The organism is Microcoleus asticus IPMA8 (genome assembly GCF_013179805.1).
In the GTDB taxonomy this organism is placed as follows: Bacteria; Cyanobacteriota; Cyanobacteriia; order Cyanobacteriales; family Microcoleaceae; genus Microcoleus; species Microcoleus asticus.
The window spans coordinates 21,648-35,105 of sequence record NZ_SRRZ01000076.1 but is presented as its reverse complement, the minus strand read 5'-3'; the positions used below and the strand labels follow the sequence as shown (position 1 = coordinate 35,105).

The following is a 13,458-nucleotide window of genomic DNA, read 5'->3' as shown; positions in this document are numbered from 1 at the left end:
TCTACTATTATTCGCGAAAAATCTTCTCTTCATCCCTTGGGCTTGTCTTGGCAACTAGAATAACTGCTCCCTCTATTTATTGAGCCGATACAAAAATAATAAACTCGAATAAAGTCCTAAAGTCAAGGCGATCGCATAAATAGACCAAACAGCCTTGCTCAATTTAGATGTGGTGGGAGAATTTTGTAGGGCGATCCTCTTCGAGGGCTTCGCTAACGCCCGCAGCAGAATTGCATTCGACAGCAAGACGACAACTGCAAACATCATGTACGGTCTTGCCTCTTGCGCGTACAAGACGTGAAAGGGTGAAACAGCGACGATTGTAACAGCCACCCATCCCGCAGACTCAGAGCGAAATAATTCCCAGCACAGCCAATAAATGCTGGGAAAAACTAACAAACTAATCAAAGCTGAAAGACTTCTGACAGTCGCCACTTGCGGGCAGAACAACTGCACCCAAAATCTGGCTAAAATAAAATACAGTGGGGACAGTTGAGGTTCTTCTGTAGCTAAACCTTTAACAGTATCCAACCAACTTTTTTCGGGATTTATCTGCTGGTATTTCCGCTGCAAATCTGCGACGCTAATTGTTTTGCCTTGAAAATCTTGCTGCACCATTTCCGTCCAGGTGTAGCCAGCAATTCGCAGCGAGGTGATAGATTCGTCGAAGGAGTAGACTTTGCGATCGAGGTTAGTAAATCGAAAAAATATCCCCGTTATTAATATGACGACAATTAAAACTTTTAACTAAATTCGATGCAACCGCCCATTTTGAATTGATTTGCTATTCATAAAATCAGAAATGGGGAAATGAAGAAAGAAGGATTTAGTGATTTAGGACAGAGGGAATAAGCAAGAGGGAATAAAGAATGAGAAATTGGTTTCAATAGCCCCTATATTTATCTAGAGGATTCTTCCTTCTTCCTTCTTCCTTCTTCCTTCTTCCTTCTTCCTTCTTCCTTCTTCCTTCTTCCTTCTTCCTTCTTCCTTCTTCCTTCAGATTAATTCCCCATTTCCATCAGATAGCTATGTGTTGCCCAACGGCTAAAACTAAATTTTCAGTCCAGAAATTAGCCAATTCGGCGCTGGCAGCTTCCACCATAACTCGCATTAGCGGTTCAGTGCCTGAAGCGCGAACCAAAACCCGTCCCTGTTCTCCCATTGCAGTTGTAGCAAGATCGATCGCCTTTTGCATTGCGTCGCACTCGTGCCATTTTAGACGTTTTTCGCGATCGTCCACCCGAATATTTCGCAGCAACTGCGGATAAGTTTGGAAACTGCCACTTACCAATTGTGCCAAAGATTGCCCGGACTGGCGCACCAGCGAAGCCAAATGCAAAGCTGTTAGCAAACCGTCGCCGCTGACACCGTAATGCGGACAAAGAATGTGTCCAGATTGTTCGCCGCCCAACATCGAACCGGTGCGCTGCATTTCAGCGTGAACGTACTGATCTCCCACGTTCGTTCTAGTTAGTTTGCCGCCCAATTCTTCCCAAGCTCGCTCGAAGCCGAGGTTAGCCATTACAGTAGAAATAATTAAATTGGATGGTAACTGTTGGGAGTCACGCAACTGCCGGCCCCACAGATAAAGAATGTAATCGCCGTCAATCGTTCGACCTTGGTTGTCAACACCCAAAACCCGATCGGCATCGCCGTCAAAAGCAAATCCCAAATCGGCATTGTGTTCCAAAACCGCAGCTTGCAAACTGTCGAGATGAGTAGAACCGCAGTTAACATTAATACGAGATCCATCAGGAGTGTCGTGCAAACAGATCACATCCGCCCCCATTTGTGCGAACACCGCCGGCGCCAAACCCGCAGCCGCCCCCCAAGCCAAATCCAAAACTATTCGCATTCCCTCCAAATTCATCTTTTGCAGCGAATCACAGAGCGAAGTGGCATAATCTTTAATCAACTCAGACCGATGGTAGTGCTGCCCCCAACCCAAGCTAGCAACCGGAACCTTTGCCCCCCGGATTCCCGCTTCGATTTGTTCCTGCAACTGCTGCGACAGCTTCGAGCCGTTTGAGCCGAAAAACTTAATGCCGTTGTCTTCTGGGGGATTGTGAGAAGCCGAAATCATCACTCCGCCGACAGACTCCGAAATGCTTGCCAGATAAGCAACGCAGGGAGTGGGACACAATCCCAAATTCCACACTTCCAAACCGGCGGCTGTCAAACCCGCTGACAGTGCCATTGCCAGCATATCGCTGGAATTCCTGCTGTCTTGCCCCAAAATCACAGGCCCCTGGTTGGGGGTATTTTGGCGTAGAACTTGTCCAGCCCAGAAGCCCACTTGCAGCGCTAAGGGTGCATTCAGCAATTCTCCAACTTTCCCGCGAATGCCGTCTGTGCCGAAGAGTTTGGTATTGGGCAGGGGGAGGCTATCTCCCACCATAATCGTATCCCGTTTGACTGGCTGTACCGAGTTAGCAGCCGGAAACTCGCTGCCACGAGGGCGCGAAGGTGTCTGAACCATATTCACTCCTTTAGGAATATTCACACTCACACTTTGGGTTCATGTTACAACTGAAAGTCTTTATTTTCAGCCTAAACTCCATTTATTTCGTCAATTGCTGAGGCAACTTGCTCTGACAACCTACGCACAAAGCTTAACTTCATCGGAAAAATTTGTATTGTATCCAGGGGAAAAACTTTTAGTCCCGGGCGCGCCAACGCCATGAAACCCGGTTTCTTTCTGCGTCGAGGAGTGAGGCTGCTGCTGTTTGAGCCTGTCAGCCACTGCGTGTGTAAAAGGTTAATGCTGTATTGCCGTATATTTTCTGGCGGCAAATTTCTAGGCCGGAAATCGGTTGTGTCGATCGCTCCGGGCTGTGTTCGACGGCCATTTCGCCGTTTGGTGCTAGCATTTCTTGGCTGGCGATCGTGTTTAACACAGGTTCGTACAAGTCGCTGGCGTAGGGCGGATCGAAGTAAATGCGATCGAACTGCTGGCCCGCTAATGTTGCCAACTTCGCCGTCGCGTTTCCCCGCAGTATTTGGAATGTTTGGGACGAGTCTGCTACTTGCTCCCAGTTTTCCCGGATAATCGCACAAGCTTTCGCCGACTGTTCGATGCCCGTGACACTCGCCGCTTGACGACACAAAGCTTCTGCACCCATCGAACCGCTGCCGGTACAAATGTCAAGCCATCTGCAATCTGCGATCGTCCCTTGCCAAATATTAAATAAAGCTTCTCTGACTCGCGAAGGTGTAGGGCGAGTTGCGAGTCCCGGCAGGGTTTTTATTTGGCGGTTGCCAGAGATTCTTAAAGTCATTTAGGAAGAAGGAAGAGGGAAGAAGGAAGAAGGAAGAAGGAAGAAGGAAAATGACTTTTAAAAATGTCAAACCCGGTTTCGGCAATCTACCGGGTTTTTCAAGATTCATGCTACCTAAGCAGGTACTTTTTCCCTCACCAGACTGACAAAATTTGACAGCATTTGCAATCCCGTACTCGAAGACTTTTCCGGGTGAAATTGTACGGCCATCAAATTGTCTTTAGCTATAGCCGCCGTCACGTTTTGACTGCCGTGAGTCACCATTGCCGATCGCACTTCCAACTCCACCGGATCGACATAATAAGAATGCACGAAATAAACCCAAGGATCGGACGGTAATTTTTCCCACAGCGGCAAATCCGGCTGAGTAAATTGCAATTGATTCCATCCCATGTGCGGAATTGTCAAACCCGGTTCCGATCGAAATCGGCGTACTTTTCCCGCAATAACCCCCAATCCAGGTTCTACACCTTCTTCGGAACTTTCAAACAGAATTTGCAAACCCAAACAAATGCCTAAAAAAGGTTTTCCCGAGGCGATCGCACTTTTTATCGGTTCTATCAAATTGCGCGATCGTAAATTCTGCATTGCCGGGTCAAACGAACCAACTCCCGGCAAAACCACCGCATCAGCCTGCTCGATTATAGCAGGAGAATCTGTAATTTTTGGCACTGCACCCACATTTTCCAAGCCTTTACAGACTGAGTGCAGATTGCCCATGCCATAGTCTATTACTGCAATGACAGACATTGACTTACTTGCCTTATATTATCAATATCAGTATTATTGCACAAATATGACGGCGAAAATCCTGCTAACCTCATTTGATACTTGGCTTCCCCATCAGCAATCCAACTCTTCCGACGACTTATTAGCCAAGATTTCCCAAATCAAATCTTTGCCTGATTCCCTGACTTTTTTGAGGAAACTGCCAGTAGATTTTCAGCTAGCACCGAATTTGGCGATCGCCGAAATCAACCAACTCCAACCAGACACTATTATCTGCTGCGGCATGGCCGAAAGTCGGCAAAAATTAACCGTAGAATCTTGCGCTTGCTGCGAGAGCGACATTCGGAAAACAGCAGTTAATCTCGAACCGCTAGTCGCTGATTTAGCTGCAACAGAAATCAGTCACGAAGCCGGAAAATTTGTTTGCGAAGCTCTGTATTATGCGGTTTTAAAACATATTTGCGATTCTCAAATAGCCGCTAAATGTATTTTCGTCCACGTACCAATTTTAACTCCAGACAACGCTGACACAATGGTCGCTGATTTTTTATTAGTGATGCGTCGCCTAACTCTCGCAATTAATAAATAGGTCGCTCTAATTCAACATAAAAATTTGTTTAGTGTTCAGAAACCCGGACTTTTAAAGAAACCGGGTTTCTCAGTGTTAGTTTTTTTTACTAACAACTGCCAAGTCTTTAGCCGCCGTAATTCCAACCGGTGCTTTCTAGCAGCAACGGATTGCCTTCTCGGTGGACGCCTGCGGCCAAAACTTCTCCCACATAAACCGTGTGATCCCCGTGTTCCACAGCACCGACAACTTTGCACTCGATGTAACCCAGAGAATCCGAGATAATCGGACAACCAGTTTCCGCGCCGGGATAAAATTCTACATCCTCAAATTTATTGCCAACGCGGCGCTGCTGCTTGAAGAATTTCTGGGCTAAGTCTTTTTGACCTGCTTCTAGGAAACTTAAAGCAAACACACCGCTGGCTTTGATCATGCTGTGGGATTTGGAGTCTTGCTTGACGCAGTTGACAACTAAGGGAGGGGTAAAGGAAGATTGCATCACCCAGCTAGCGGTGAAACCGTTGACTTCCTCCCCGTCTTTGACACCGCAGATGTACAATCCGTGAGGGATTTTCCGCAAGATGGTCTTTTTAGCTTGTTCGTCTAGCACGGGCTTACCTGTTCGATCGATAATTCTACACCGCCCAGTTTACCAATGTCGGGCCGACAAACCCACCTGTCTTAAGGGCTATTCGCTAATATTGCCTTTTTCGATCCCAAACTTGACACCAGTTTTAAGTCAAAATTAACAACTCAAAACTATTGTGCAACTCCGTGCTTCTTAAACCAATCTTGCATCTGTTTCCAAGCATCCTTAGCTTCTTTTTCCCGGTAAGTGGGGCGATAGTCAGCGTTAAAACCGTGGGGCGTATCTGGATAAAGCACAATTTCGGAACCGCTGCTGCCAGTTTTGAGAACTTGGCGCATTTTCTCGACTGTATCGTTGGGAATTGACTCGTCTTTGCCGCCGTAAAGCCCCAATACAGGCACTTTCAAAGTTGCTGCAAGGTCGATCGGCTGTTTGGGAGTTAAAGCCGTAGAATTGCCAACCAAACGCCCGTACCAAGCCGCTCCAGCTTTGACTTTTGGGTTGTGGGAAGAGTACAGCCAAACCATTCTGCCACCCCAGCAAAATCCTGTAATTCCCAACTTATTAATATTGCCTTTTCCTGACTTTTGTGCCCACTCTACGGTAGCATCTAAATCGGACATAGCTTGAGCGTCGGGAACTTTCGAGACAACTTTACTAATAATTTCTTGGATGTCGGTGATTTTAGAAACATCACCTTGACGGGCAAACATTTCTGGGGCGATCGCTAAATAACCTAATTTAGCAAAACGGCGGCAAATATCTTGAATGTGGGCGTGAACTCCGAAGATTTCTTGAATTACTAAAATTACTGGAAAATTGCTGCCGCTGGCTGGCATTGCTCTGTAGGCTGGAATTTGCCCGTCTTTGACGGGAATTTTTACCTCACCTGCTATTAAACCAGCAGCATCGGTATTGATAACGGCAGCCGCAATAGGATGAACGGCTAACGCAAATCCGGCGCTTAATGCGGTGACAGTGATAAATTGTCTGCGAGTTAAATCAGTCATGGCGATTTTAGATTTTAGATTTTAGATTTTAGATTGGGGAATTGGGAATTGGGAATTGGTAGTTGGTAGTTGGTAATTGGTTACTTCATAATTGCTCCTTCTTCCTTCTTTCTTCTTTCTTTTTCCTGACATCCGTTACATCCGTTACAAAATCCGTTGCCGAACTTCCTTCGAGGGTCGGAAAAGCCGATCGTGCTCTGGATGGTACAAGCGCGATCGCCCTTCTGCTGATTTTCCCAACGCCGGACTAATGACATACATTGTCGTTCTGAGCAAATTATTTTCGCGCGTAGCAACGGCCATTTTGTCAAGGGGAACTAGCACAATTTTTTCATCGGGCCAGCCCAACCGATAACAAATCGCTACAGGCAAATCAGATGGGTAATGTTCCATCAATTTAGCTTGAGCTTTTTCGACATGGCGGGCGCTCAAATACAGGCACAAACTCGCTTGATGAGCCGCTAAACTCGCCAATTCTTCGCGTTCCGGTACTTCGGTTCTGCCGCTAATTCGCGTCAAAATAATTGTCTGCACAACTCCCGGAACTGTCAACTCAATTTTAAGTTTAGCCGCCGCAAGTTGAAAAGCGCTAATTCCCGGGATTACCTCAAAAGCAATTCCCTCGGAGGCCAAAGCTTGCATTTGTTCGCCGACGGCCCCGTAGAGACAGGGATCGCCCGAATGCAGACGGACGACGCTTTTTCTGTCGCGCACTCGTTGCACCATCAAAGGTACAATCTCTTCGAGAGTTTTATCGGCAGTTTGGATCGTTTCAGCATCCGCGCGCACCCCCTGCAAAATTTGCTCTGGGACTAGCGAATCAGCAAATAATATGACATCAGCAGCAGCCAGTAATTTTTGAGCCTTAACGGTCAACAAATCCGGGTCTCCCGGGCCTGCACCTACAATGTATACTCCTGGAATTAGGGCTTCAATCTCTTTCAAACTCATTGCTGCTAAAAAATTTGCTAAATTTACGGACGCTTCCGGATGTACCTATTTTGGTTGGAAGTAAGAGATGGTAGATGCACCCTGGTTTTGAACCCTAGAGACTAACCTCTCTGGGGTTTTTTATTGATCCTCTGGCAATTTCGGAGTGATCTTGGACCGATCGCTATTGGGGGAGACAACATCTGGCAAAGGTCGATCGAGCAAATAAAGCCAAGCCAACCCGCCCAACCCTAAAACAATCCCAGTCAAGCTTACCATTTGCGCCGTCCGCAGCGGCCCGAACATCAAACTATCAGTTCGCAACCCTTCAATCCAGATTCGACCGGAACTGTAAGCTGCGATATAAACCAAAAATAAAGCACCTGTTTTAAAGCGAATTTTGCCCTGCAAATCGCGGAAAAACAAAGTCAGAAGCAACCCAAATACTGTCAAATTCCACAGGGATTCGTAGAGAAATGTGGGGTGGAAGTATTCAAAATTAGCGTAGGCGGGCGGGCGGCTGTTTGGCGGAATATAGAGTTTCCAAGGCAAATCCGTAGGACCGCCAAAAGCTTCGGAGTTAAAGAAATTTCCCCAGCGTCCGATCGCCTGACCGAGAATTGCCGAAGGCGCGATTAAATCTGCCAATTGCCAAAAAGAAACTCGCTGAATTTTAGCAAAAATTAAAGCTGCGATCGTGCCACCCAAAATCGCCCCGTGAATGGCAATTCCGCCTTTCCAAATCGCAATAATATCCTCTGGCCTCTGGGTGTATTGCGGCCACTCGAAAGCCACGTAATAAATTCGAGCACAGGGAATAGCGCCCAGAACCAGCCAAATTGCCAAATCACCCAACAATTCCGGGTTGACGCGGCGTTTTTGGGCCAAGTATTGGGACAGGCTGACCCCAATCAAGACGGCAGAAGCTATTAACAGCCCGTACCAGCGAATGGCTACGGGGCCAAGTTGAAAGATAATTGGACCCGGCGATGTAAATTGAAACGCTAAGGGCAGCGCAAGAATATTTAGCACCATAAAAGTTGCATTAATTGTGATGGAAAGCTGTCAAATTTGCACACCCTTTAACAAACTCCAGAGTTTATTTTAGGTGGCTGCGGTCATTTACACGCAATTTTTGGGGAATTTTACCAAATATTAACTGGATTCTTGATTTGGCAGATTGCTGTCTGGAGTTTTTTTTGTGAGTCCACAATAAGAGTCCCCTAACCCCCCTTTTTTAAGGGGGGAACCGGATTATTCTTAAACTTCCCCTTATTAAGGGATTTAGCCGGATCGAGATTCCGCCTTCTGCTTTCTGCATAAGTGCCTTCTGGAGGATTAACGGCAGTTTTGGTCGAGAAGTTTTAATATGGAGGATGGCTTTAAATTTTCTGATGACCTATGTCTCCTACTTCCGTTTCTCAGGTGTACTCTTCTGGTAATTCCAGGGGCGCGAATCAGTCTCGCAAGACTGCTGCTTTGGCTGTTGAGTCGGGTAAAATTCCGCCCTTGCTGGGGGCGAGTTTAGCTGAGTTAACGGAGTGGGTACAGCAGCAGGGACAACCGGCTTATCGGGGAAAGCAGTTGTACCAGTGGATTTATGAGAAAGGTGCGCGATCGATCTCTGACATTTCTGTATTCTCGAAACAGTGGCGCGAGACTGTTGCTAAAATTCCGATCGGGCGATCGACCATTCACTATCGATCCGTCGCACCAGACGCCACGGTAAAGTATCTCTTAAAATTGGCAGACGGTCAAATCATTGAAACAGTAGGCATTCCCACCGATAAACGGCTGACTGTGTGCGTCTCAGCCCAAGTTGGCTGCGCGATGGGCTGCGACTTTTGCGCTACTGGGAAAGGCGGTTTCAAGCGCAATTTAGAAAAACACGAAATCGTCGATCAAGTTTTGACAGTACAGCAAGATTTCGGCCGCAGAGTCAGCCACATCGTATTTATGGGAATGGGCGAACCCCTGCTGAATTTCGATAATGTTGTAGCTGCTGTCAAGTGTTTGAATCAAGACGTAGGAATTGGACAGCGAAACATCACCATTTCCACAGTAGGAATTCGCAATCGCATCAGCCAACTAGCTGAACATCAACTGCAAGTTACCCTCGCCGTCAGCCTCCACGCTTCCAACCAAAGATTGCGCGAAGAGTTAATTCCTAGCGCCCGCCCTTATCCTTTGGGTGAGTTAATTGCCGAATGTCGGGAATATGTGCGATCGACTGGACGTAGATTGAGTTTTGAATACGTACTTTTAGCCGGTGTGAATGACTTACCGGAACACGCAGCCGAGTTAGCAACTCACTTGCGCGGTTTTCAGTGTCACGTCAATTTGATTCCTTACAATCCGATTCAGGAAGCTGAATATAAGCGACCGACTCCCAATCGGATTAACAGTTTCGTTGCGGTTTTGAAGGAAAAGAAAATTGCAGTTAGCGTGCGATATTCTCGCGGCTTAGAAGCAGATGCCGCCTGCGGACAATTGCGGGCATCCGAGGTTTAGGATTGGATTTTTAATCCCTAAAAATTGTCGTATGGTGCGTGAGCTCTGAGATGTTGCACCATTCTCAATTAGCCTTTTGCGGGCGGGCTCTCCTGCCCACCCCACAAGAAGAAAACTCCATCTTTGTGGAACAGGCATCTTGCCTGTTCTTAAGAATGGTGCAAGATGTGAGTTAGACCGCGTTATTTTATCAATCATCGATAAACTAAATTGTGGCCGAAAGCATCCAGGATACAAGCCCCCGGATTTATCCGTGGGGTCAATGCTTCGATTCTTGAATCTAAAATCTAAAATCTAAAATCTAAAATCGATTGACGCACCATACTAACTATTTACAAGCGTTTAACAAGTATCCACCGCAACTCCAACGGCGGTGTTTGTTGGACTGGAAATAAATCGCGCCCGCTAGCCCAACTCGCAAACCAAGGTGTCGGCGGCCACGCCGAGTCAGGCAAATGTTTTTGTTCGTATTCAATCACAGATTCATCAGAAATAATTTCTAAGGGCAAACCCTCTATTGCTGCTTGCAATTCTTGTTTGGTAATCAGATAAGACCAACACAATTCAGACATTTGTTTTGCCATCTCGTCGGGTTCGTACCCATCTACAGCTAAGAAAGCACTGAATAAGATAAACCCGCCGCTTAAAACGGCATCGGACATTTTGCCGAGGAACAGGCGGACTTGTTCGGGGTAGCGGAAATGAGAGAGAACTTCGGTAGCAATGGCTAATTTGTACCGATAAGTTTTCATCCTCAATAATGGGTCTAAAACGTCGCCTTGGGTGACATTTACCGGCAAGTTTTCGGCGGTTGCTGCTGCTGATAGTTTTTCGGCAAATATGGGTGTTAGTTCGATCGCATCTACGGAATGGCCTAACCTTGCTAAGGGCAAACTATTGCGCCCTGGACCCGCACCAACATCTAAAATAGGTGCTTTTCCCGGTTCGCCTAATTCGGCGGCAATGGCGATAACTTTGGCATCGGGATGGCTGCCGAATAAAGGTTCGGGGCGAATATCCGGCCAGCTATGATATTTCTGGGCCATCGATTCGATTTGAATCTTGGTATTCAGAGTAATGCCACCGGCTAAACCATTTTGGGAATTGGCGGGAAAATATGAAACTATGAGATTAGCGTGGGGAGAATTTTTGAATCCTTCTGCTAAGGCGTTGGCGATTAATGTTCGCAAGTTTTTGGCTTGGGCAGCGTCGATGTTTTGTCCGAGAATGTTTAAGAAGTCTGAGAGTAATTTAAGATAGTCGTCTAGCATCGATGGCAAGCAAGGCAGATAGAATTCTCCCTTGATGCCGATGTTCTTTTTTAGCCTTTCTTTGAGAATTAATTTCAGGCGATTCGAGTCTATCAGCGGCGGGCCTGTTTCGGGTGATTCGCTGACGGGCAATTCGGAGATAGATGCGGCACTGGCTAGGTTTTTAGTCACAATATTTTCGATTGGATTCGGCAATAAGTGCGATCGCACCGAGCATAATCTTGTGCTCTTGCACCTGAATTCTAGCGTGCAGCGTTTCTGCGGTATCGTCAGGCAATACTGGCACCGCAGCCTGCATTAAAATCGGCCCGCTGTCTACTTCTAAACGGGCGATATGCACCGTACAGCCGGTGATTTTAACCTTAGCTGCCAGTGCTTGCTCGACGGCGCGAATTCCTGGGAAACTCGGCAGTAAGCTAGGGTGAATGTTAATAACGCGATCGGGAAAAGCATCGAGCAAAACTTTGGTAACGATCCGCATCCAACCCGCCATAACTACCCATTCTACATCATATTCTTGGAAAGTTTTAACAATTTTTGTATCTAATTCTTCACGGCTTTTGCACTCGCGGTGATTGAGCAGAATCGAGGGAATGCCGTATTTTTCGGCTCGGGCTGCAGCTTTGGCTTCGGGGTTGTTGTAAATTAATACTGGGATTTGAGCGTTGAGTTGTTGATTTTGGATGGCTCGGGCAATTACCTCGAAGTTGCTGCCGCTTCCTGATGCTAAAACTCCTAGTTTTAAGGGCTTACTAAGAGAAGCATTTTTTTCGACTTTGGCAGGAATTGCGGGGACAATCAAAAAATCTGTGGAATTGGTATTTGCTGTTATCATAAAATTTTTAGTTTACTCTCAAAATTGTACCACCTGTAATATCAATTCCGGTAGCATCGGAATTAATATTACCCGACCGAAATCAGGACACGGCAGTGCCGTGTCCCTACGATTAATCTGGCGCGCAAGAAACGGCACTGCCGTGTCCTCGCTTATCCTTCCGGCGCAGCCGGAATTGATATAACGAGTGCTAATATGGCCGATTGGCAAAAAAATCCTCCCTGAGAATCGAATAAATTTTGAGATCCCAGTATTCGCCTTTGACAAATAAATGCTGTCGCAATATTCCTTCCAATTGCATCCCCACTTTTTCCATGACGCGCGCCGAACCAATATTACTAACTTTACATTTAGCCTCAATTCTATTCAACAGCATTTCCCGAAAGCCGAATTCCATCATTGCATTGACAGCCTCGCTCATATATCCTTGATTCCAATATTTGCGAGAAATCGCGTATCCCATTTCAGCACGACTGTGTGTCATGCTCCATCCCACATATCCGCAAGTACCGATAAATTTTTTATCGGCTTTGTGAACTATTCCCCAATCCACAAGTTCTCGCTTTTTGTACATTTTTAGCAGCGATTTTATAAAATACTTAGTGTCTTCGATCGAGGTATGAGTTGACCAGGTTGTGTATTTTGACACTTCGGGATCTAAACCATACTCAAACATATCGCTGGCATCGTTTAAAGTAATTTTCCTCAGCAGCAGTCTCTCAGTTTCTATAGTGGGTAAATTGGCTAATATATCGAGAAGATTCATTGTGAGATAGACCTATATTGTGATACCATTTAAAACTAAAAGCTAAAATTTACAAGCCAATGGTTCCGATTAAATTTGGGCGTTTTAACTGGTTGGATAATGATTCGATCGCAGCTTGGACTTTTCTGGCCCCAGCTTTGCTGTTTCTGGGTACTTTTTTGATTTGGCCGATCGCCTATTTATTTTACCTCAGCTTTACCAGCGGCAGCTTTACCCAGTCGGGAGTGCGTTGGATTGGCTTGAACAACTACTGGCGTCTAGTCACCAACCCGGATTTCTGGCAAATTCTCCAAAATACGCTCTATTTTACTACTGCGACAGTCATTCCCAGTTTAGTGATTCCATTGGGCTTAGCAGTTTTGCTAAATCGCTCGTTTGCTTGGCGAGGAGCTCTCCGCACCGCTTATTTTATTCCTTCGATTACCTCTTTAGTTGCAGTTGGCTTGGGTTGGCGGTGGTTGTTTCAAACCGAAGGCCCGGTGAATAGTGCCCTAAGTGCGATCGGCTTAAATCAAATTCCTTGGCTTAGCAGCACAGTTTGGGCAATGCCAGTGATAATTCTGCTCAGTGTTTGGAAACAATTAGGCTTTAATATGGTAGTATTTTTAGCAGGATTGCAAGCAATTCCGGTAAATCGTTACGAAGCCGCAGAATTGGATGGAGCTAATGCTTGGCAGCAATTTTTGTACATCACTTTACCCGGTTTGCGACCGACTTTAGTATTTGCTACAGTCACTACTGCTATTTTTACCCTGCGGAGTTTCGAGCAAGTTTACGTCATCACCGGCGGCGGCCCTTTAAACTCTACTAATTTGCTAGTTTATTATATTTACGAGCAAGCTTTTTCGCAATTTGATTTTGGCTATGCAGCCGCAGCGGCAACTTTCCTGATGGCTTTAGCTTTAGTATTAGTCTATTTACAACTAAAAGTTTGGGGCGAAGATTCTTAATACCTATTTAAAAAAGTCTTG

At 46.2% G+C, this 13,458-nt stretch carries 14 protein-coding genes; 3 read left to right on the top strand and 11 right to left on the bottom strand.

The window, feature by feature from the left end; translation table 11 throughout:
• Positions 1 to 72: 72 nt before the first annotated feature.
• The 4 genes from E5S67_RS19835 to hisH form a co-directional block, all read right to left on the bottom strand.
• Positions 73 to 618 (bottom strand): glycosyltransferase family 39 protein, encoded by a 546-nt coding sequence (locus E5S67_RS19835; protein ID WP_246276879.1) that lies wholly within the window; start codon positions 616 to 618, stop codon positions 73 to 75.
• Positions 619 to 1,018: 400 nt separating this feature from the next.
• The gene (gene glmM / locus E5S67_RS19830; protein ID WP_172190129.1) at positions 1,019 to 2,479 is read right to left on the bottom strand and encodes a phosphoglucosamine mutase; all 1,461 of its coding nucleotides are present in this window, start codon (positions 2,477 to 2,479) and stop codon (positions 1,019 to 1,021) included.
• A 256-nt stretch (positions 2,480 to 2,735) separates the two neighbouring features.
• Positions 2,736 to 3,278 carry a 16S rRNA (guanine(966)-N(2))-methyltransferase RsmD gene (rsmD, locus tag E5S67_RS19825; RefSeq protein WP_172190127.1) on the bottom strand — a complete coding sequence of 181 codons (543 nt, stop codon included), beginning with the start codon at positions 3,276 to 3,278 and terminating at the stop codon, positions 2,736 to 2,738.
• 114 nt (positions 3,279 to 3,392) lie between these two features.
• On the bottom strand, positions 3,393 to 4,028 hold the full coding sequence (hisH, locus tag E5S67_RS19820) for an imidazole glycerol phosphate synthase subunit HisH (protein WP_172190126.1): 636 nt from the start codon (positions 4,026 to 4,028) through the stop codon (positions 3,393 to 3,395).
• On the opposite strand from hisH, the gene E5S67_RS19815 reads away from it, so the two are divergent.
• The gene (locus tag E5S67_RS19815) at positions 4,018 to 4,596 is read left to right on the top strand and encodes a pyroglutamyl-peptidase I family protein (RefSeq protein ID WP_425487379.1); all 579 of its coding nucleotides are present in this window, start codon (positions 4,018 to 4,020) and stop codon (positions 4,594 to 4,596) included. The genes hisH and E5S67_RS19815 overlap by 11 nt on opposite strands.
• Before the next feature lie 106 nt (positions 4,597 to 4,702).
• On the opposite strand, the gene E5S67_RS19810 is transcribed toward E5S67_RS19815, so the two are convergent.
• The 4 genes from E5S67_RS19810 to lgt all read right to left on the bottom strand — a co-directional run bounded on the left by E5S67_RS19810 (position 4,703) and on the right by lgt (position 8,139).
• On the bottom strand, positions 4,703 to 5,185 hold the full coding sequence (locus E5S67_RS19810; protein ID WP_172190125.1) for a flavin reductase: 483 nt from the start codon (positions 5,183 to 5,185) through the stop codon (positions 4,703 to 4,705).
• 149 nt (positions 5,186 to 5,334) lie between these two features.
• Positions 5,335 to 6,174, bottom strand: coding sequence for a dienelactone hydrolase family protein (locus E5S67_RS19805; protein WP_172190124.1), 840 nt, complete (start codon positions 6,172 to 6,174; stop codon positions 5,335 to 5,337).
• Positions 6,175 to 6,318: 144 nt separating this feature from the next.
• A complete protein-coding gene (cobM, locus tag E5S67_RS19800) occupies positions 6,319 to 7,125 on the bottom strand; it encodes a precorrin-4 C(11)-methyltransferase (protein ID WP_172190123.1) in 807 nt (268 codons plus the stop codon).
• Positions 7,126 to 7,245: 120 nt separating this feature from the next.
• Positions 7,246 to 8,139: a prolipoprotein diacylglyceryl transferase gene (gene lgt, locus E5S67_RS19795; RefSeq protein ID WP_172190122.1), complete on the bottom strand. Its 894-nt coding sequence runs from the start codon at positions 8,137 to 8,139 to the stop codon at positions 7,246 to 7,248.
• Between the two features lie 366 nt (positions 8,140 to 8,505).
• On the opposite strand from lgt, the gene rlmN reads away from it, so the two are divergent.
• The gene (gene rlmN / locus E5S67_RS19790) at positions 8,506 to 9,615 is read left to right on the top strand and encodes a dual-specificity RNA methyltransferase RlmN (protein WP_172190120.1); all 1,110 of its coding nucleotides are present in this window, start codon (positions 8,506 to 8,508) and stop codon (positions 9,613 to 9,615) included.
• 332 nt (positions 9,616 to 9,947) lie between these two features.
• On the opposite strand, the gene E5S67_RS19785 is transcribed toward rlmN, so the two are convergent.
• The 3 genes from E5S67_RS19785 to E5S67_RS19775 all read right to left on the bottom strand — a co-directional run bounded on the left by E5S67_RS19785 (position 9,948) and on the right by E5S67_RS19775 (position 12,487).
• Complete coding sequence (locus E5S67_RS19785) at positions 9,948 to 11,057, bottom strand: methyltransferase domain-containing protein (protein ID WP_172190118.1); 1,110 nt, start codon at positions 11,055 to 11,057, stop codon at positions 9,948 to 9,950.
• On the bottom strand, positions 11,050 to 11,721 hold the full coding sequence (gene purN / locus E5S67_RS19780; RefSeq protein WP_172190116.1) for a phosphoribosylglycinamide formyltransferase: 672 nt from the start codon (positions 11,719 to 11,721) through the stop codon (positions 11,050 to 11,052). The genes E5S67_RS19785 and purN overlap by 8 nt, the downstream gene beginning before the upstream one ends.
• A gap of 190 nt (positions 11,722 to 11,911) precedes the next feature.
• On the bottom strand, positions 11,912 to 12,487 hold the full coding sequence (locus tag E5S67_RS19775; protein WP_172190114.1) for a GNAT family N-acetyltransferase: 576 nt from the start codon (positions 12,485 to 12,487) through the stop codon (positions 11,912 to 11,914).
• Positions 12,488 to 12,546: 59 nt separating this feature from the next.
• On the opposite strand from E5S67_RS19775, the gene E5S67_RS19770 reads away from it, so the two are divergent.
• A complete protein-coding gene (locus E5S67_RS19770; protein WP_172190112.1) occupies positions 12,547 to 13,437 on the top strand; it encodes a carbohydrate ABC transporter permease in 891 nt (296 codons plus the stop codon).
• The last annotated feature ends 21 nt before the right edge of the window (positions 13,438 to 13,458 follow it).